The following is a 19,684-nucleotide window of genomic DNA, read 5'->3' on the forward strand; positions in this document are numbered from 1 at the left end:
GGTGGGTTCCTCTGCGCTCGCCGTCCTCTCCGCCGCGAGGCGGAGCTCCGCAACATGGGCCGCGGCCGGGTTGCTCGGCCTCGGGGCCGTGACCCTCGCAACGCAGAGCTGCGGCAACGACGCCGTGGGCGTCGACGCCTGCCGGCAGATCGAGGCGGCCCGGTGCGAGGCCGCCGCCGCGTGCCCGGGGTGGGTCGGCTCGGCTGACGCCGACGAGCGGGTGAAGACCTGCGTCGAGTTCTACTGGGATCAGTGCCTCCACGGCATCGAGAACGACGGCACCGGCGGCGACAACCGCGCTGCGGCGGAGCCGACGGACGGACAGGTGAAGGCCTGTGTCGACGCCGTCGGCGCGGCGCGCAAGTGCGCCGGCGACAAGGTCGCTTCCATGGCGGAGTGCTCCGCTGCGCCGCTCGCGGAGGGCGTCGATGGCGCGATCAGCCCCTGCGAGGTGATCACCGAGAAGGCGCATGAGCTCGCGGCCTGCGCGTTCGTGGTCGCCCCGACCGGTGGGAGCGGCGGCGCTGGTGAGGGTGGCGGCGGAAGCGCCAGCGGTAGCGGCGGCGCTGGTGAGGGCGGCGGCGCTGGTGAGGGCGGCGGCGCCAGCGGTATCGGCGGCGCTGGTGACGGCAGCGGCGGCGCCGGTGAGGGCGGCGGCGGCGCCGGTGAGGGCGGCGGGAGCGCCGGCGGTACCGGCGGCGCTGACGGCAGCGGCGGCGCTGGTGCGGGTGGCGGCGCTGACGGCTGATCCCTGGATCTGAGCGCCTGCATGGCTCGTCTCGCTCGAGGATCTCCTCGAGTCGCCCGTTTCAAGGCTCGAGATGGCCCACTCGCCTCCCGAGTCGCCCATTTCAACGCTAGAAACGCTCTCCTGGCGACCCGAGCCGGCGATCTCAACGCTTGCGATGGCCTCCTCGGCCTCCGAGTGGGCCATCTCGAGCCTTGAAACGGCCCACTCGCCTCCCGAGTCGCCCGTTTCAACGCTTGCTTCAAGCCTTGCAACGGCCGGGGCCCCACCTCCACGCAGGGTCGCTGCGCCGCCTCGCCGCCCGAGCGGGCCGCGTTTCATGTGGCGCCATTCCCCGGCTTGGACTAGTGCCCCCTGCCGATGGGCCGAGCTCGTGCTGGTGTTGGAACCTCGTTCGGTGCGGATCGCGGCGGCGGGCTCCCCCCGCGGCCACGGTCTGGCCGGCACGCCCTGGCGCTCGCCGTGCTCGCGATCGCGGCCTGCACCAGCGGGAGCAGCGACGACGACGACGACGACGGGCGGATCCAGACGTCGCTCACCATCGACCCGCTCGCCTTCCTGGGCGACGTGCGGTGCTCGAGCGAGCCGGGGGCGATCCGCAGCTACGTCGCCACGCTCACGGACGAGAGCGCGGAGGGCGGGCCGTTCACCCTCGCCTCGTCGCCGCCGATCCCCTGCTCGTCGCGCGTGTCGTTCACCTACGTCGTCGAGGCACACGAGTACACGGCGAGGATCGACGGCTACGCGCAGCACGCCGAGGAGCTCGCGCCCGTCGGCGACGAGACCTCCGGGAGCCCCCACATGCTCGTCGACGGAGCCCCGGTCGCGCCGCGCTGGACGTGGGCATGCCCCGGCCCCGACGCCACGGACGACGCCGGCAAGCTCGTGGCGAAGACGGGCGTCAACGTCGTCGTCCAGGGGTGCGCCCCGGTCGCCGGCCCCGACGACGCGCAGCGCGCGGCCATCGTGCTCGACCCGGCGAGCGCGCTCGGCGCGCTGCGCTGCGGGGCCGACGACCGCGAGGTCGCATCGTTCGATGTCCTCCCCGAGGGCAGCGCGCTCGCGCCGGTGCTCGGCGTCGGCTGTCCGCCGGCCGAGCCGGTCGTCTACGATCTCGGCGCCGCCCCGGGCCGAGCCCACTTCTTCCGCCTGGAGGCGAAGAACGCCGCGGGTGACCTCCTGTTCGGGTCGCGCTGCTTCGCGGCGGCGAGCGCGGGGATCACGGTGACGGCGACCTGCGCCCCGCTGTCCGACACAGGAGCGCTCGAGCTCGACCTCGACGCGCTCCTCGCGGCGGAACAGCTCGCCTGCGGCGCGGGCGCGTCCACCTACACGGCGGCCGAGCCGCGGCCCGACGGCGGGCAGCCCGGGACGGAGGTGCCCTACGTGCCCTACGTCGGCCCCGTGCCCTGCGGCCAACGCGCGCTCCTGTCGGCCCTCTCCCCGGGCACGTACGCGACGTCCGTCGCGGTGCTCGACGCGAAGGGAGCGTCGGTGCTCTCCGCCAGCTGCGCCGGTGAGGTCCGCCCCGGCGCGACCACCCGCGCCACGTGCGCGCCCAGCGCGTCCCGCGCGCCCCGCTGACCGCTTCCGCCGCGCCTCCCGGCGCTGCCCGGCGAGCCTGACGCCGCGACGTCTTCAGGCCGGCAAACCCTTTGCGCCGGCCTGCCCCTTGGAGTACCTGAACGCATCCGTCGCATCCCCTGAACAGCGCGGGTCAAGGGCGCTCGGCGGAGGCCAGACTCGACCTCATCGATCGTCGATCGAGGCCGAGAGATGCCTCCACCGACCCGCTCGACGCTCGAGCCGCGCTGGGATGGGCCTCTACGACGGGGCCGTGCGCGCCGCGCCCGCCCCCGTGCCTCGGGTGCAGATCCCATGGAAGAGACGTCGAACATCCAGCAGAAGATCCCGGTCAGCATCCAGGACGAGCTCCGGACGAGCTACCTCGACTACGCGATGAGCGTGATCATCGGCCGCGCGATCCCGGACGTGCGCGACGGCCTGAAGCCGGTGCACCGCCGGATCCTCTACTCGATGAACGAGCAGAAGATCGGCCCCGGCGGCTCGCACAAGAAGTGCGCGCGCGTCGTCGGAGACGTCCTCGGCAAGTACCACCCCCACGGCGATCTCGCGGTCTACGACGCGCTCGTCCGCATGGGGCAGACCTTCAGCCTGCGCTACCCGCTCATCGACGGGCAGGGCAACTACGGCTCGGTCGACGGCGACTCGCCCGCGGCCATGCGGTACACGGAGTCGCGCCTGTCGCGCATGGCGGTCGAGCTGCTCGCCGACCTCGACAAGGACACGGTCGACTTCGTCCCGAACTACGACGACTCGGAGCTCGAGCCGAGCGTCCTGCCGGCGAAGTTCCCGCAGCTGCTCGTCAACGGCTCCGGCGGCATCGCCGTCGGCATGGCGACGAACATCCCGCCGCACAACCTCGGCGAGATCATCGACGCGACGATCGCCATCATCCGCAACCCCGAGATCACGCTGGAGGAGCTGCTCCACCTGGTCCCGGGCCCCGATTTTCCGACCGGCGGCCTCATCTACGGCAAGAGCGGGATCGTGCAGGCGTACACGACCGGCCGCGGCTCGATCACGATGCGCGGGCGCAGCCACGTCGAGAAGACGATGAAGGGCGACCGCGAGCAGCTCGTGATCACCGAGATCCCCTACCAGGTGAACAAGGCCCGGATGGTCGCGAAGATCGCCGAGTGCATGAAGGAGAAGCGCATCGAGGGGATCAGCGAGGTGCGCGACGAGAGCGACCGCGAGGGGATGCGCGTCGTCGTCGAGCTGAAGAAGGACATCTTCCCGCAGGTGGTCCTGAACCAGCTCTTCCGGCTGACGGATCTCCAGGCGACGTTCGGCGTCATCAACCTGTCGATCGCGAACGGGCGCCCGGCGGTGCTGAGCCTGAAGGACACGCTCTCGCACTTCATCGAGCACCGGCGCGAGGTCGTGACGCGGCGCTGTCGCTTCGAGCTCCGGCAGGCCGAGTCGCAGCGCGAGCTCATCGAGGGGCTCGGGATGGCGACGAGCGACATCGATCGCATCGTCGCGACGATCCGGGCCTCGAGCGATCCGGAGGAGGCGCGGGAGAACCTGCAGAAGCTTCCGCTCCGCGGGCTCGGCGAGTTCCTCCGGCGCGCCGGCCGGCCGGAGCCCGAGTGCGCCGAGGCCGACGGGCGCGGCGACTACTTCCTGTCCGAGCGGCAGGCCAAGGCGATCCTCGAGATGCGGCTGTCGCGCCTGACCGGCCTCGAGCGGGAGAAGCTCGCGAAGGAGTACGGCGAGCTGTCGCAGACGATCGAGCGGCTCCGGGCGATCCTCGCGGACATGGAGCTGCTCATGAACGTGATCGTGATGGAGCTCGAGGAGATCAAGGCGCGCTTCAACGACAAGCGGCGCACCGAGATCGTGCCGGCCGAGGCCGAGATCCAGATGGAGGACCTGATCCAGGAAGAGGACATGGTCGTGACCATCTCGCACGCCGGCTACCTGAAGCGGACGCCGACCTCGACGTACCGGGCGCAGCGCCGCGGCGGCAAGGGGATGGTGGGGATGGAGGCGCGCGAGGAGGACTGGGTGAGCCAGCTCTTCGTGGCGTCGACGCACTCGTACGTCTTCTTCTTCAGCGACAAGGGCAAGGTCTACGTCAAGAAGGTCTACGAGATCCCGCAGGCGCCGCGGAACGCGAAGGGCCGGGCGATCGTGAACTTCGTCGGGATGGAGCCGGGCGAGAAGGTCGCGGCGATCACGCCGGTGCCGAGCTTCGACGGCGAGACGTTCGTCGTGACCTTGACCCGCCGGGGGCAGATCAAGAAGACGGCGCTCAACGAGTACGAGAACTACCGGGACAAGGGGATCATCGGGGTCCGGATCGAGGAGAGCGACCAGCTCTTCACGGCGGCGCTCACCGACGGCAAGCGCGAGCTCGTGATCGCGACGCGGAGCGGGATGAGCATCCGCTTCCCCGAGGATCAGGTGCGCCCGACCGGCCGCGCGACGATGGGCGTGAAGGGCATCGAGCTCGACGACGGCGATGTCGTGGTGGGCCTCGGCGTGAGCGGCGACGGGCGCGACCGGGTGCTCGCCGTGTGCGAGCGCGGGTACGGCAAGCAGACGCCTCTCGAGGAGTTCCGCCTCCAGAGCCGCGGCGGCAAGGGCGTGATCCTGATCGACGCGAGCGAGCGGAACGGGCCGGTGGTGGGCGTCGCCATGGTGAGCCCGAGCGACGAGGTGCTGATCGTGACCGACCGCGGGCAGATGATCCGCACGAAGGCGAGCGAGATCCGCGAGACGGGGCGCAACGCGCAGGGCGTGCGGATCATGCACGTCGGCCAGGACGAGCGGGTGGTCGCGGTCGAGGCGTTCGCGGCGGATGCGGCCGTGGCCGAGGCCGAGGAGGGCGGCGGGTCGACGCCGCCGGCGGCGGGGGCGGACGGGACCAACGGGGTCGCGGATCACACGGGCGGGGAAGGCGGCAGCGAGGTCAACTAGAGGCCGACCGAGCGGGGGGGGCGCGCGCGGGGGATCCCGGGCGGCCCGGCCCCGAGGGTGGGTGTCGCGCGCGCGGGGCGGGGGCCCCGGCGAACTCGCCTGTGCCAGCGCTCCTCCGGCTACACCGGAGGAGCGCTGGCACTCTGGCTCGAACACGGCCCGTCCCCTGCCCCGCGCGCGCGACACCCACCCTCGGGGCCTGCGGTGGTTCCGGGGGTCGGGTGGCCGACGAGCTGCGCGAGCGCGGTCACGTGCTCGTCATTCGCATCCATCGACGCGAGCGCCTCGGCGAGCCGCAGGAGGTACTCGACGTTCGAGCCGCTCGGCCCGCGCGACGCGAGCACCTGCGCGGCAAGCTCGGCCAGCGGCGCCTCACCGAGGTAGTCCGGGTTGTCGGGCGTGGCCATGTACACGACGGCTGTCCGAGGCGCGGGCTCCGGGTGCGCCGCCTCCAGGTAGAGCGGCACGTCGCAGCGCGCATATCCGCCCTTCTCGCGGTGGTCCAGCGCGCGCAGCACCTCGTCGAGCTCGGCATCGGCGACCCGATAGGCCATCCCCCAGCAGCGCGCGCCGGGCTCGGCGATGAGCGTGACCACCCGCCCCGGCGCACCGGGAACACCCCGATGATCGGTGGAGCCCTGCCAGAAACGGCGCGCCCACCCGGTGATGTACCCGGGTACCCTCTGCTCGAAGCGAAACGCCGGCCGCCAGATCAGCGAGCCGTAACCGAAGATCCAGGTCTCGCGATGCACGGGACCCATCCTAACTCGAGCTTCCCACCGCTCTCATGATGGCCACGAGGAACGCCCGCTACCGGATGTTGCCCACGGAGCGCTGGATGAGCTGCTCCAGCGCCTCACTGCTGCGGCGCTCGTGCTCGGCCGCCTCCCTGGCCCGCCGCTCCTCGGCGCCGGCCCGGGCCTCGGCGTCGCGGGCCCCGGTCTCGGACGCCCGCGCCATGTCGCGCGCCGTCCGGGCCTCCCGGGCCGCCTTGCGCGCTCGCTCGGCCGCGTCCTCGGCCCTGTACCGCGCCTCCTCGGCCTCCTTCTGCAGGAGCTCGGCCCGCAGCCGCTCGTCCTCCGTGTTCTTCCGGGCCCGCTCGGCCGCCTCGCGGGCCGCGCGCTCGTTGGCGAGCGCCTGCTCGAGGTTGTACTCGGTCTGGCGGATCTCCTCGAGCTGCGCGGTGATGACCTGGTTCTGACGGACCACCTTGATGATCCCCAGGGCGGCCAGGGCGACAAGCAGGGAGAGCCCCGTCATGATGCCGATGATCAGCGTGCGCCGCCTGCGCTGCGCCTGGCTCGCCAGCCGGAGCACCGCGTCGAGATACCGCTGCTCCCGCTCGGGCAACTGGCCTTGATAATAAACCCTATCGCGAAAGAGGCGCGCCTCCTGGGCGATCTTGCCGCGCCAGAGGGTGTCGTCGGCGCAGCCGCTCGACTCCCACTGCCTCGCCGCCACGCGCAGCTTGTCGAGGAACGCCGCGTCCTTCTGGTTCTCGTCGAGCCAGCGCAGCAGCGTCGGCCAGCGCTCGATGAGCGACTCGTGCACGATCTCCACCCGGTTGCCGGCGTCGTCGCGGCCCGTCTCGACGGCGAGCAGCCGCGCATCCGAGAGGACGTGGACGACCCCCTCGAGCTCGTCCGGCTCCCCCGGCAGCTCGCGGATCTCCCGCAGGCTGGCGATGGCCCTCGTGCGCTCGGGCGTGACCAGGCGCTCGAACACGGCCCGGCAGAGCTTCGCCTGGCGCCCGCTCATCCCGGCCAGCACCGTGTCGGCGTGGCTCGCGAGCGTGCCGGCCACGCCGCCGATCGCCTCGTAGCTCGCCCGCGTCAGGAGCCGGCGCCCGCGATCGCGCAGATCCCACCACCGCGCCGCCATGAACTGCAAGAGCGGCAGCGCGCCGCGGGTGGTCTCCAGCACGTCGAGGATCTCCTCGACGAGCGCCGGATCGTCGATCTCGTACCGCGCCGCCTGGACAGGCCTGGTCAGCGCCTCGCGCAGCCCGGCGCGGCCGATGGGCGGCAGGACCACGAGCCCGCGGGTCACCGCCGTCATGAAATGCCGGTCCTCGGCCACCCGCTCGATGAAATCCGACCGGATCGACAGGATGACGCGCAGGGGCGACGAGGCGTCGTCCGCGACGCCGCCGAGGCACGAGAGGAACGCGGCGCGCTCTCCGGCGTCGCACGAGAGCGTGTAGAGCTCCTCGAACTGATCGACGAAGAGCACGACGCGGCGCTGCTTCCGGGCCGACCACGCGCGCAGCTCGGCGCCGAGGTAGCCCGGCTCGGCGCGCAGCCTTTCGCGCAACACGCGCCCGCGCGATGCCTCGATGTCGAGCGACTCCGGCCGCTCCGAGCCGCCCCTCGACAGCAAGGAGGGATGATTGAGCAGCTCGGCGAGCGCCGCCATGGGCTCGCGCCCCGGCCGGAGGATGAGCGACTCCCACCCTCCTCCGGACCGCTTGAGCGCCGGGACGATCCCCGCCCGGACGAGCGACGACTTGCCGACGCCCGACGCGCCGACGACGGCGAGGAGCGGCTGGCTGCGGAGGCGCGTCACCATCCCGGCGACGTCCTCCGCGCGGCCGAAGAAGCGGTCCGCGTCGGCCTCCTGGAACGCCGACAGGCCCGCGAACGGGCTCTCGTCGGCCCCGAGGACGATCTCGTGACGCCCGGGCAGGAGCGGCAGGAGCTCGGCGAGGAGCTGCTGCGCCGAGGCGGTGCGCTCGGCCTTCCGCTTGCGCAGGCAGCGATCGATGATCGCGCCGAGCGCGCCGAGCTCCGGGCGCTCGCCGTCGAGCTCGGGCATGGGCTGGTCGAGCAGGGCGACCTGCATGAGGCTGTGCACCGTCACCGGCGCGAGCGGGTGCGCGCCGGTGACGAGCTCGTAGAGCATGATGCCCATGGCCCAGATGTCGCTCTCGTGATCGATCCCCTCCCCGAGCCACTGCTCCGGGGACATGTACGGTATCGTCCCCATCATCGCGCCCTCGCGCGTCAAGGTCGTCCGGAGCGAGACAGGAGGCCGCTCGATCGAGCTGGCGACGTCCGTGTCGAGCAGCTTGGCGATGCCGAAGTCGAGCACCTTGATGGCGCCGGACGCCTCCAGCATGATGTTCTCGGGCTTGAGATCGCGGTGGACGATGCCGAGCTTGTGGGCGCAGGAGAGGGCGCGCACCACCGGCACCATCATCTCCACGGCCGCGCTCGCCGACACCGGCGCGGTCGCGACCGCCTCGTCTGCGCCGGCCGGCCTGCGCTGATCCATCCAGGCGCGGAGGCTCTGGCCCTCGATGTATTCGAGCACCATGTACGGGTATCCGTCGTGCTCGTTCACATCGTGGATCGTCACGATGTTCTCGTGCTTGCAGAGCGCGGTGGCGCGGGCCTCGACAAGGAACCGCTGGAGTCTGGCGCCGGTCAGGGTGGTGACGACCTTGATGCCCACCAGACGCCCCAGGCGAACGTCGCGGGCGAGGAAGACGGTGCCCATGCCCCCTCGGCCGAGCTCGCGGATGAGCTCATAATGCCCGATGAGGGTCCCGGCGCGGATGGCCGGACCGGCGGCCTGCCGGCTCGACATGGGCGGGCCGCCGGGCTCCTGGGCCACCGAGGATCGCCGCAGAGGGGCCGTCCTGCTCGCGAAGCTCTCCTCCGGGCGCTGCGCGGGGTCGGGCGACCCCACAGGCAACGTGACAAGCGACGCGCCGGCGACCGCGGATTCCGCCGGCGAGGTGCTCGTCTGCACACGGCTGCCGGCCCCGGGCCCCAGCGACAGGGGCGCCGTCTCCTCCCCGCCAAGGCGGGTCTCCTCCGTGCCGGTCACTTCCCCCGAGGATACTCCAGGGACTCAGCCGTTCACAATGTCAGAGGGTGGGGTCATTTGAACATGAAGACGGGAAGAAAATCTCAAGGATCTTCCCGCCTTCCCGCCCTCATGGGACGTCTCTCTGGCCAGATGCCCCCACCACCCCGAGATGGGCAGTGCGACCTGGTACGTTGGGAGTGGCTCCCGTCTCCAACGGATCACCGCCGCAGCTCACCCCTCGAGCAGCTCGAACCGGATCCCCGCCGCCTGCAGCCGCTCGATGAGCCGCTCCCCCATCGCGACGGCCGGCGTGAGGACCCCGGCGCGCGCCGGCAGCCGCTCGCGGTCGAACGCCATGCAGAGCGCCGACTCCGCCACCATCTTCGCCGTCTCCGAGTAGCCCGGATCGCCGCCGCTCACCCGCGTCACCACCCTGCGCGACGCGCTCTTGCCCTGGAAGGTGACCTGGAACCAGCTGCGCGCCCGCTCCTCGGCGCTCGGCCCCTCCCCCGGGCTGCGCACCTTGCGGAGCAGCTCCCGCGCCGGTCCCACCTTGGCGAGCGCCGCGACGGCGCCGAAGCCGGCGATCCCGACCACGAGCTGCAGCCCGGACTTGACCTGCATGTAATGCCCGTACTGGAAGTCGGGGCCGTAGACGTCGAGCTCCCGCGCGCTCCGCAGCACGACCTGCGGATCGATGCTCGGCATCGGACAGACCCAGGCGCGCAGCCCCTTCTCGTAGCGGATGCGCGCCTTGAGCCCCTGCACCTTCCGCGCGCCGTGCGCCCCCTCGGAGCGCGCTTCGCGCTTCCCGCGGCCGCCGCGCGCCATGATCTCGAGCAGCGACTGCCAGGTACCGCCGGAGAAGCTGGCGTGCGCGCGCACGATGCCCTCCACCACGATCGGCTCGCCCGCGGGGAGCCTCGTCACCGTGAAGAGCGCCCCGAGGTCGTGCGGGATGCTGTCGAAGCCGCAGCAGTTGACGATCCGCACGCCGCGCGCGCGGGCGGCCTCGTGGTGGCGCTCGACGAGGCGGTCGACGAACTCGGGCTCGCCGGTGAGATCTGCGTAGTCGGTGCCCGCGCGGATGCACGCCTCGACAAGCGGCTCGCCGCGGGTCGAGTACGGGCCGACCGTCGTGATGACCACGCGCGCCTGGCTCGCCATGCGATCGAGCGACGCCGCGTCCTCCGAGGTCGCCTCGACGACGCCCACCGAGGAGCAGGCCGGATCGATCGCCTCCAGCGCCGCCTTCACCTCGGCGAGGCGCCCCGCGTTCCGGCCGGCGATCGCCCAGCGGATGGATCGTCCTGCAGCGTCGTCCCGGGCAGAGGCCTCCTTGCCCTTGGTGGCGAGATACTCGGCGACGAGGCGACCGGTGAAGCCGGTCGCGCCGAAGACGATCACGTCGTACGTGCGGTCGATGGTCATGGGGGGGAGCCTTGATACCACGACCGCGGGCGGGAACGTCACCGTCGGCACCACGACAGAGACGGCGGGACCCAGCCGCCGAACGAGCGCTCCAGGTGCTGCGCCACGGCGATCGTCACGTGATCGTTGCCGTGGATCGCCGCCACCTGGACGCCGAGCGGCAGCCCCTCGGCGTTGAGGCCCAGCGGGACCTGCGTTGCCGGCATCTCCATCACGTTGAGCACCGCCGTGTACGTCCACTGGAAGGGCGGCAGGAGAGGCGCGTAGTGCCGCGGCGCGGGCGTCGGATACGACGGGTAGAGCATCACGCCCCGCGCGCCGATGCGCGACACGAGCTCGGCGCGGAGCGCCTCGCCGAGCTCCAGGGCGCGCGCGATGCGCGAGGGGACCAGCCTGCCGACGTCCTCCAGCAAGGTGAGCCCGAGCGCGGGCAGCGTGTGCGGCGAGCGGCGGATCGACCAGCGCGCGAGCTCGCGCGGCAGGCTGACCGGACGGCCGTCCCCGAGCAGCGCCCGGAACGTGACGCCCCCCGCCACGCCCAGCATCGCCGTCCAGATGTCGAGCGCCCGCGCGAGGAGCTCGACGCGCGCCTTACGGACCGTCGCCCCGCGCGCGGCGAGCGCCTCCTCCGCCTTCCGCTGCGCGGCCTGGAGATCGTCGCTCACCCGGTGCACACCGTCGTCCTCGACCGAGAGCACCGTCAGCCCGCCGAGGTCGACCGAGGCCGGGTCCCCGAGGGGCAGCGGCGCGCAGCTCGGATCGCCCGCGTCGGGGCCCGCGAGGATGCGGAGCACCGGCATGAGATCCTCGGCGCGCCGCGCGATCGGGCCGGTCGTCATGAAGCGGAGCCCTCGCTCGCCGGGCAGCGGAAACTGGCCCGAGGTCGGCACGAGCCCGCCGGTCGGCTTGTGACCGAAGACGCCGTTGAAGAAGGCGGGCATCCGGATGGACCCGCCGATGTCCGAGCCGAGCCCGACCGGCGCGCCGCCCGCGCCGACCACCGCGGCCTCGCCGCCCGAGCTGCCGCCCGCGGTGCGCGTCGGGTCGTAGGGGTTGTTCGTCCGGCCGTAGAGCCGGTTGTTCGTCTCCATCCACATGCAGAGCTCCGAGACGTTTGTGACGCCGAGCGGGATGAAGCCGGCGGCGCGCATGCGCGCGACCGTCACCGCGTCCTCCTTCGCGCGCACGCCGGCGCGGGCGACGAGCCCCGCGGAGTTCGGCATGCCCGAGACGGCGAAGCTCTCCTTGATGGAGCACGGGACCCCGAGGAACGGCGGCGCGCCGGCGGCCTCGCCGCGATCGAGGAGCCCGTCGGCGGCGCGCGCCTCGGCGCGGGCGGCGTCGAACCGGTTCGCCACCATCGCGTTGAGCGTCGGGTTCACGCGCTCGATGTGCCGGATATGGACCTCCACGACCTCGGCCGACGTCACGGCTCGGGCGCGGATCAGCGCAGCCAGCCGCGTGGCAGAGAGCAGGAGCAGCGGATCTCGTGAAAGCATGGGTGTGGGTGGGATAAGGGATCAGGCTCGGGACGGCGGCCCAGGTCAAGGGTCCGCCACCCGGAGCCCGACAATGGCCCACCCGCCCTCCTGAGCGCCAGCCGCGCGTGGGCCCTCGCCGGGCGCAGCCCCGCGTGGGCCCTCGCCGGGCGCAGCCGCGCGGACGACCGCCGCCTGCCTACTCGCCCGCGGCGGTCCCCGCTGCGGCCGCGCCCTGCGCCGGCTCGGACGCGACCGCGTGTCCCCGCGCTCGCTGCGGGAAGGCCCACCGCACGGCCCCGGTCACCAGCCAGTCGACCGCGCCGCGGCTGTCGACCTGGATGCCCGGATCGACGTACACCTGCACGCGGTCGCTGAGCTCTGCGCCGACCTCCAGCACGCTCGTCGACACGACGCGGGGCGCGCCGCGGTGGTTGAACTGGAAGCTCTGGTCCGGCCCCACCCAGAACCCGCGCGGCAGCTCGATGATCGCGAAGGGCCGCACCACCGACGTCTGGATGTCGTCCCGCCGCGGATCGCCGCCGAACGACACCGCATGCTGCAGCTGCAGCCCCAGCCGCGCGGGCCGCGCCACGCGGACGTACGCCTGGACGAGGGGCGCGACCTGGTTCTTGCCCGAGCCCAGCGCGCGGCGCGCCGCCGAGTCGAGGACGAGATCCGAGCCGAGGACGAGCGCGAACCGCGGCGTGGCGATCGCGCGGACGAGCGGCCGGATCAGGATGTCGCCGAGCCCCACGTCGCGCTGTCCCTCGAGCCCGCCCGCGTACGCGAGCGGCACGTCCGCGCGCAGCGAGAAGCTCCTGTTGAAGGCGTAATCGCCCCGCAGCACCGCGGCGTTGAAGAAGCCGCTGCTGCCGCGCGAGACGTAATCGTCCCGGAGCTCGATGAACGTGCTGAGGTTGGCGGCCGCCGTCGCTTGCGTCCGGGGCGCCGCGGCGTCGCGCCGCCCCGGCCCGCGGCGCGGGGGCGCAGGCGCCACCGGCCGCGCGGGCTGCGCGCTCGCGAGCGCCGCGACGTCCGCTCGGCGCGCGGGATCGACGCGATCCGCGGCGGCGCCGGTCGAGGCGCTGCACAGCGCGAGGAGCCCGACCGCGGCGGAAGAGGCCGCGCGTCGGCGCCGGCGGCAGCAGGGCGAGATCGTTCGACTGGCAGGGCACGCCTGCGCCACGCGATGCGCTTGCATGGCGGATCCATGGTGGCGTCGCGCGATCCGTCGGCAGTCGGTTCAAGGCAGCACTCCGCACCGCGGGCGCGCACGAGCCGAGGTCCGGCGTTTGCGCACACCTCCCCCCGGCGCTCCGGGATCCGCTCGCCTCTGCGCGCTCCACGCGATGCGCTCGATGCGCCCGATGCGCCTCGCTCGACCCGCTCGGCGTCGCGATCGAGCGACGCTTCCCTGCACACCGCGCGCGCCTCCGTCGCGGACATCGCCGCTCGAGAGACGTGCCTAGGTAACGACTGAACGACTGAACGACCCGGACGGCGACCGTTCGTGCGGAACATCACGCGCTTCTTGCAGGCATTGCTCGAACAAAAAACGTCTCGAAATGCCGCAGAAACAAGCGATCTGTAAAGAAACAGCTTGACGCGACGCAGCAGCTCTGCAAGGTAGAGACCCTCACGCTATGCAGAAGTCGACATGCACCGCCAGCGCCCACGCCTCCGGCGATGGGACCCCCGCTGTGAAGCTGGTGCACCGCGCTTCGTCGGCGTCCTCGACGACCCGTTCGCTCGTCGTCGAGGGCGGCGTGTCCGTCGGGCTCCTAGCGGGCCTAACCATTCCTGCGCTCGTCAGCCTAACCGACATCGTCGGGCTGATTCGCGTCGGGAACGGGTGCGGGCCGCCGCTCTGAGCTGAAGCAGCATGGAGATAGGCCCCCGCACCGAGAAGGTCCGGGGGCTTTCCTTTTTCTGGCCTGTGGGTTCACGAAGAGCAGCCGTCGTCAAGGAGGATCAGGTGAGCAAGGAACATTCGAGGAAGAATCGCGAGGACGCCTCGAGCGAGGCCGTTGGCCAGCGCATCGCGGAGCTCGCGGAGCTCGTCGCCGCCGGCTGTGGGATGCCCGTCGCGTCGAGCGCCGTGCGCGAGGAGCTCGAGGCGCTCGTCGACGAGATCCGCGCGCGCGCCGGCGGCGGCGCCGCCCGGGCGCCCCAGCGCTCCTCGACGCACCTGAAGGGCGCGCGCCCGGACGGCGCAGCCGAGGCCTCGTTCGAGTTCCACTCCGACCCGCCCTCCGCGCGATCCGGCTCGGACCTCCACGCGGGCGCCCCGGGCTTCTCGCGCGTCGTGTCGCTCGACGACGCGCGCAGGGTGCTCGAGGCCATCCGCCGCGAGGAGACGAGCGGCGACGGCCCCCGGGAGGACCTGCAGCGCGCGATCGCCTAACTCGCCGGGCCTCTTAGAGACGGCAGAACCCCGCGGCCAAGGCGCCCCCGGGCGCCACCTTCACCAGCGTGACTCGATCGGAGTCAGGAATATGAAACGAACCGGTGCACAGATTATCTGGGAAGTCCTCGTCCGCGAAGGCGTGGACGTGGTCTTTGGCTATCCGGGCGGCGCGATCATGCCCGCCTACGACACGATCCTCGGCTACCCGATCCGCCATGTGCTCGTCCGGCACGAGCAGGGCGCGGCGCACATGGCGGACGGCTACGCCCGCGCCTCGGGCAAGGTCGGCGTGGCGATCGCCACCTCGGGGCCCGGCGCGACGAACCTCGTCACCGGGATCGCGACGGCGATGCTCGACTCCTCGCCGATCGTCTGTATCACCGGGCAGGTCCCCTCGAAGCTGCTCGGGACCGACGCCTTCCAGGAGACCGACATCACGGGCGTCACCCTCCCCATCACCAAGCACAACTACCTCGTGACCGAGGTCCAGGACATCGCCCCCGCCATCCGCGAGGCGTTCTACATCGCGCGCTCGGGCCGCCCGGGCCCGGTGCTCGTCGACATCACCAAGGACGCCCAGCAGGCGTCGATGGACTTCGAGCCGCCGAAGGGCGATGTCCGGCTGCCCGGCTACCGCCCCTCGCAGCAAGCCGTCCAGACGGAGATCGAGAAGGCGATCGAGCTCATCGACGACGCCCAGCGGCCGCTCATCCTGGCCGGTCAGGGCATCGTCAGGGCGGAGGCGACGCGCGAGCTGCTCTCCTTCGTGGAGAAGGCGGGCATCCCCGTCGCGTGCACGCTGCTCGGCCTCGGCGGCTTCCCGGCGACGCACCCCCTCAGCCTCGGCATGATGGGGATGCACGGCGAGGCGTGGGTGAACAACGCCATCCAGGAGGCCGACCTCCTCATCGCGCTCGGGATGCGCTTCGACGACCGCGTGACCGGCAACCTCAAGACCTACGCCGTGAAGGCGAAGAAGATCCACGTCGAGATCGACCGGTCCGAGATCAACAAGAATGTCAAGGTCGACGTCGGCCTCGTCGGCGACGTCCGGGACACGCTCCTGTCGCTCATCCCCGGGTGCAAGCAGCGCAACCGGAGCGAGTGGATCGAGCGCATCAGCCTGCTGAAGGGCGACTCGGCGGTCCGTGACATTCAACAATTGCCGTACCACGACAAACTGTACGCGGCGCACGTGCTGCACGACCTCTGGCGGCTCACCGACGGCAAGGCGCTTGTGGTAACCGACGTCGGCCAGCACCAGATGTGGGAAGCGCAGTACTACAAGCACGATTACCCGCGGAAGCTCATCACCTCCGGCGGGCTCGGCACGATGGGCTTCGCCCTGCCGGCGGCGATCGGCGCGCGCTTCGCGAAGGCGGACGACGAGATCTGGGTGGTCGTGGGCGACGGCGGCTTCCAGATGACCGCGTGCGAGCTCTCGACCTGTGCGCAGGAGGGCATCAAGGTCCACGTGGCCATCATCAACAACGGCTACCTCGGCATGGTGCGCCAGTGGCAGGAGTTCTTCTACAACCGGCGCTACTCGGCGACCCCGATGCGCAGCCCGGACTTCGTGAAGCTCGCCGAGGCCCACGGGCTGACCGGCATCCGCGTCACGAAGCGCGAGGAGATCGCGGGCGCGGTGGAGCGCGCCCGGGCGACGCCGGGCACCGTGGTCGTCGACTTCCGCGTCGAGCAGGAGGACAGCGTCTATCCGATGGTGCCCGCCGGCGCCGACCTGAACGACATGATCCGCCGCCCGAGCCCCATCGTGGAGACCGGGGAGGACCCGTGAACGCACCGGTAGAGGCGCGCGCCCCGAGCGCCCGTCCGGCGCCCCCGTCGCCTCCGTCGGACGGGCGGCGCGCGTCCGAACGCGACGCGGCCATAGCTGCGCGCACCACTGACAAGAGGGACTTTCGAGAGGCATCCATGGATCGACCCATCCTGCGCACGTTCATCGCTTACGTCGAAGACCGCCCCGGCGTGCTCAACCGAGTGGCGTCCCTCTTCCGGCGCCGCGCCTACAACATCGAGTCGCTGAGCGTCGGGCGCACCCACATCGCCGGGATCTCGCGCCTGACCCTGGTCCTCGAGGCCGACGAGGACGGGGCGCGCCGCCTCGAGGCGAACCTGTACAAGCTGGTCAACACCCTCTGGGTCCGGGACGTCACCCACACCGCCTCGGTCGCGCGCGATCTCGCGCTGATCAAGGTGAAGGCGAACGCGACGACCCGGGCGCAGGTGCTCCAGCTCTGCGAGGTGTTCCGCGCGCGCACCGTCGATGTCGCCCCCGAGGCGCTGACCATCGAGATCACCGGGACCGGCGACAAGATCGAGGGCCTGCTCGACGTGCTCCGCCCCTTCGGGATCATCGAGATGGTGCGGACAGGGATGATCGTGATGACCCGCGGCGCAGAGGAGGCGGAGGCCAGGTTCGACTCGATCCCTGCGCGCTCGGCCGACAGCGGCGCCGCCTGACGACGTGAAGGAAGGGAGCCGCGAGGTGCGGTCCCTGTTGAAGGAGACTGAGATGGCTAAAATTTTCTATGATAACGACGCGGATCTATCGCTCATCCAGAGCAAGAAGGTCGCGATCGTAGGCTATGGCTCCCAGGGGCACGCGCACGCGCTGAACCTGCGCGACAGCGGCGTGACGGTGATCGTCGCCCTGCCCGAGGGCAGCAAGAGCCGGCCCAAGGCGCAGGCCGCGGGGCTGCAGGTGGCCACGGTGTCCGAGGCCGCGAAGGCCGCCGACATCATCATGATCCTCGCGCCCGACACGTCGCAGGCGCGCATCTACAACGAGCAGATCGCGCCGCACCTCGGCCCGGGCAAGACGCTCATGTTCGCGCATGGGTTCAACATCCGCTTCAACACGATCACGCCCCCCGCGTCGGTCGACGTCTCGATGATCGCCCCGAAGGGCCCCGGGCACCGGGTGCGCGAGACGTACGAGGCCGGCGGCGGCGTCCCCGCCCTGCTCGCCGTCCACCAGGACGCGAGCGGCAAGGCGGAGGCGCAGGCGCTCGCCTACGCGAAGGGCATCGGCGCGACGCGCGCCGGGGTGCTCTGCACGACGTTCGCGGAGGAGACCGAGACCGACCTCTTCGGCGAGCAGGCGGTGCTCTGCGGCGGCGCGAGCGAGCTCGTGAAGGCCGGGTTCGAGACGCTCGTGAACGCCGGTTACCAGCCGGAGATCGCCTACTTCGAGTGTCTGCACGAGCTCAAGCTGATCGTCGACCTCATGTACCGCGGCGGCCTCAACTACATGCGGTACTCGATCAGCGACACCGCCGAGCAGGGCGACTACGTCTCCGGCCCGCGCATCATCACCGACAAGACGCGCGAGGAGATGAAGCGCATCCTCGCCGAGATCCAGAGCGGCGAGTTCGCCCGCAAGTGGATCGCGGAGAACGATGAGGGCCGGCCGACGTTCGAGGCGACGCGGGCCAAGGAGCGGGAGCAGCGGCTCGAGGTCGTGGGGGCCAACCTGCGCAAGATGATGCCGTTCATCGACCCCGTCACCATCAAGCCCGGCGACTGAGCCTCTCCACTCGTGGGAGGCGGCGGAGGAGACCATGCCTGAGATGATTGCGAATCAAGCGATGCCCCAGTCCGATTACGTGCGCATCTTCGACACCACGCTGCGAGACGGCGAGCAGTCGCCGGGCGCGACGATGACGTCCTCGGAGAAGCTCGAGATCGCGCTCGCGCTGGCGAAGCTCGGCGTCGACGTCATCGAGACGGGCTTCCCCGCCGCTTCCCCCGACGACCTGCTCGCCGTCCAGACGATCGCCGAGCGCGTGGGCACGGCCGCGGTCCCCGGCCGCCCCGCCGCGACCCCGCCGATCATCTGCGCGCTCGCCCGCGCCACAAAGGTCGACATCGACAAGGCGTGGGAGGGCGTCAGGCGGGCCGCGCACCCGCGGATCCACACCTTCCTCGCCACGAGCGACATCCACCTCAAGCACAAGCTCCGGATGAGCCGGGCCGAGGTGCTCGACCGCGTGCGGGCCATGGTCGCGTACGCGCGCGACCTCTGCGCCGACGTGGAGTTCAGCCCCGAGGACGCCGGCCGGAGCGAGCCCGAGTTCCTCTACCAGGTGCTCGAGGCCGCGATCGCCGCCGGGGCCACCACGCTCAACATCCCGGACACGGTCGGCTACACCATGCCGAGCGAGTTCGGCGCGCTCATCGCCGGGATCCGCAAGAACGTTCCGGGCATCGACCGCGCCATCATCTCGGTGCACTGCCACAACGACCTCGGGCTCGCGACGGCCAACGCGCTGGAGGGCATCCGCGCGGGCGCGCGCCAGGCCGAGGTGACCATCAACGGCATCGGCGAGCGCGCCGGCAACACCGCGCTCGAGGAGGTCGTCATGGCGCTCGCGACGCGCCGGGCCGTCTTCGGGCTGCGCACCGGCATCGACACGACCCAGATCGCCACCGTGAGCCGGCTCGTCAGCGCGGCCACGGGCTTCAACGTCCAGCCCAACAAGGCGATCGTCGGCGCCAACGCCTTCGCGCACGAGTCGGGCATCCACCAGGACGGGATGCTGAAGCACCAGGAGACGTACGAGATCATGCGGCCGGAGATGGTCGGGGTGGCGCAGACCCGGCTCGTCCTCGGCAAGCACTCGGGCAGGCACGCGCTCAGGAACCGGCTCGAGGAGCTCGGCTACCACCTGGACGAGGCCCAGCTCGCGGCGGCGTTCGCCAGCTTCAAGGCGCTCGCCGACAAGAAGAAGCACGTCACCGATCCCGACATCGAGGCGATCGTGTCGACGACGCGGGCGCAGGGCCCCGAGCTCTACACGCTCGACGCGCTCCAGGTCGCCTGCGGGACCACCGGGATGCCCACGGCCACGGTCCGCCTCCGCGGGCCGGACGGGGCGCTGCACGTCCGCGCCGCGATCGGCACCGGGCCGGTGGACGCCGCCTACCGGGCGATCGACGAGATCGTCCGCGTGCCGAGCAGCCTCCTCGAGTTCTCCGTGCACGCGGTGACCGAGGGGATCGACGCGCTCGGCGAGGTGAGCGTCCGGATCCGGGCGGACGCGACGTCGGGCAAGCGGCACCCGCAGCACGACGCCGCGCCGCGGGTCTTCCACGGCCACGGCGCCGACACCGACATCCTTGTCGCGAGCGCGACGGCGTACCTCACCGCCCTGAACCGGCTGCTCGCGACCTACGGCGTCGAGCCCAGGGACGACGCGGCGGCGTCCGAGAGCAACGAGAGCAACCAGAGCGGCCGCGGCGCCGCCGTCGAGACCGCGAGGTAGGTCGATG

General features: G+C 71.7%; 13 protein-coding genes. 8 read left to right on the plus strand and 5 right to left on the minus strand.

The annotated features are described in order from the left end of the window. The first annotated feature begins 1 nt into the window (after position 1). From WMF36_RS19690 to gyrA, 3 genes are all read left to right on the plus strand, one after another. Entirely contained in the window at positions 2–748 is a 747-nt protein-coding gene (locus WMF36_RS19690; protein WP_437581161.1) for a hypothetical protein, read from the plus strand. Between the two features lie 462 nt (positions 749–1,210). Further along, the gene (locus WMF36_RS19695; protein ID WP_437581162.1) at positions 1,211–2,332 is read left to right on the plus strand and encodes a hypothetical protein; all 1,122 of its coding nucleotides are present in this window, start codon (positions 1,211–1,213) and stop codon (positions 2,330–2,332) included. 294 nt (positions 2,333–2,626) lie between these two features. Beyond that, positions 2,627–5,257 (plus strand): DNA gyrase subunit A, encoded by a 2,631-nt coding sequence (gene gyrA, locus WMF36_RS19700; RefSeq protein ID WP_437581163.1) that lies wholly within the window; start codon positions 2,627–2,629, stop codon positions 5,255–5,257. Between the two features lie 119 nt (positions 5,258–5,376). Here gyrA and WMF36_RS19705 read toward each other — a convergent pair whose 3' ends face one another. From WMF36_RS19705 to WMF36_RS19725, 5 genes are all read right to left on the minus strand, one after another. Next, positions 5,377–6,009, minus strand: a complete 633-nt coding sequence (locus WMF36_RS19705) for a gamma-glutamylcyclotransferase (protein WP_437581164.1) — start codon at positions 6,007–6,009, stop codon at positions 5,377–5,379. 58 nt (positions 6,010–6,067) lie between these two features. Continuing rightward, positions 6,068–9,088, minus strand: coding sequence for an nSTAND1 domain-containing NTPase (locus WMF36_RS19710; protein ID WP_437581165.1), 3,021 nt, complete (start codon positions 9,086–9,088; stop codon positions 6,068–6,070). A gap of 213 nt (positions 9,089–9,301) precedes the next feature. Further along, complete coding sequence (locus WMF36_RS19715) at positions 9,302–10,501, minus strand: saccharopine dehydrogenase family protein (protein WP_437581166.1); 1,200 nt, start codon at positions 10,499–10,501, stop codon at positions 9,302–9,304. Between the two features lie 38 nt (positions 10,502–10,539). Beyond that, complete coding sequence (locus tag WMF36_RS19720; RefSeq protein ID WP_437581167.1) at positions 10,540–12,000, minus strand: amidase; 1,461 nt, start codon at positions 11,998–12,000, stop codon at positions 10,540–10,542. Between the two features lie 178 nt (positions 12,001–12,178). Continuing rightward, positions 12,179–13,183 (minus strand): hypothetical protein, encoded by a 1,005-nt coding sequence (locus tag WMF36_RS19725; protein ID WP_437581168.1) that lies wholly within the window; start codon positions 13,181–13,183, stop codon positions 12,179–12,181. Between the two features lie 774 nt (positions 13,184–13,957). Between WMF36_RS19725 and WMF36_RS19730 the strand changes: the two genes are divergently transcribed. The 5 genes from WMF36_RS19730 (at position 13,958) to WMF36_RS19750 (ending at position 19,677) form a co-directional block, all read left to right on the plus strand. Then, the gene (locus WMF36_RS19730; RefSeq protein WP_437581169.1) at positions 13,958–14,386 is read left to right on the plus strand and encodes a hypothetical protein; all 429 of its coding nucleotides are present in this window, start codon (positions 13,958–13,960) and stop codon (positions 14,384–14,386) included. A gap of 91 nt (positions 14,387–14,477) precedes the next feature. Further along, the gene (gene ilvB / locus WMF36_RS19735; RefSeq protein WP_437581170.1) at positions 14,478–16,187 is read left to right on the plus strand and encodes a biosynthetic-type acetolactate synthase large subunit; all 1,710 of its coding nucleotides are present in this window, start codon (positions 14,478–14,480) and stop codon (positions 16,185–16,187) included. A gap of 137 nt (positions 16,188–16,324) precedes the next feature. After that, the gene (gene ilvN / locus WMF36_RS19740) at positions 16,325–16,873 is read left to right on the plus strand and encodes an acetolactate synthase small subunit (RefSeq protein ID WP_437581171.1); all 549 of its coding nucleotides are present in this window, start codon (positions 16,325–16,327) and stop codon (positions 16,871–16,873) included. 52 nt (positions 16,874–16,925) lie between these two features. After that, complete coding sequence (gene ilvC / locus WMF36_RS19745) at positions 16,926–17,939, plus strand: ketol-acid reductoisomerase (protein ID WP_437581172.1); 1,014 nt, start codon at positions 16,926–16,928, stop codon at positions 17,937–17,939. A 34-nt stretch (positions 17,940–17,973) separates the two neighbouring features. Next, on the plus strand, positions 17,974–19,677 hold the full coding sequence (locus WMF36_RS19750; RefSeq protein WP_437581173.1) for a 2-isopropylmalate synthase: 1,704 nt from the start codon (positions 17,974–17,976) through the stop codon (positions 19,675–19,677). Positions 19,678–19,684: the final 7 nt, after the last annotated feature.

Origin of the sequence: Sorangium sp. So ce887 (assembly GCF_051521455.1) — a bacterium.
GTDB lineage: Bacteria > Myxococcota_A > Polyangia > Polyangiales > Polyangiaceae > Sorangium.

Bases quoted from the DNA above. Each gene is read 5' to 3' on its own strand.
- gyrA (WP_437581163.1), top strand. From the start codon at position 2,627: ATGGAAGAGACGTCGAACATCCAGCAGAAGATCCCGGTCAGCATCCAG.
- WMF36_RS19715 (WP_437581166.1), bottom strand. From the start codon at position 10,501: ATGACCATCGACCGCACGTACGACGTGATCGTCTTCGGCGCGACCGGC.
- WMF36_RS19720 (WP_437581167.1), bottom strand. From the start codon at position 12,000: ATGCTTTCACGAGATCCGCTGCTCCTGCTCTCTGCCACGCGGCTGGCT.
- WMF36_RS19725 (WP_437581168.1), bottom strand. From the start codon at position 13,183: ATGCAAGCGCATCGCGTGGCGCAGGCGTGCCCTGCCAGTCGAACGATC.
- ilvB (WP_437581170.1), top strand. From the start codon at position 14,478: ATGAAACGAACCGGTGCACAGATTATCTGGGAAGTCCTCGTCCGCGAA.
- ilvN (WP_437581171.1), top strand. From the start codon at position 16,325: ATGGATCGACCCATCCTGCGCACGTTCATCGCTTACGTCGAAGACCGC.
- ilvC (WP_437581172.1), top strand. From the start codon at position 16,926: ATGGCTAAAATTTTCTATGATAACGACGCGGATCTATCGCTCATCCAG.
- WMF36_RS19750 (WP_437581173.1), top strand. From the start codon at position 17,974: ATGCCTGAGATGATTGCGAATCAAGCGATGCCCCAGTCCGATTACGTG.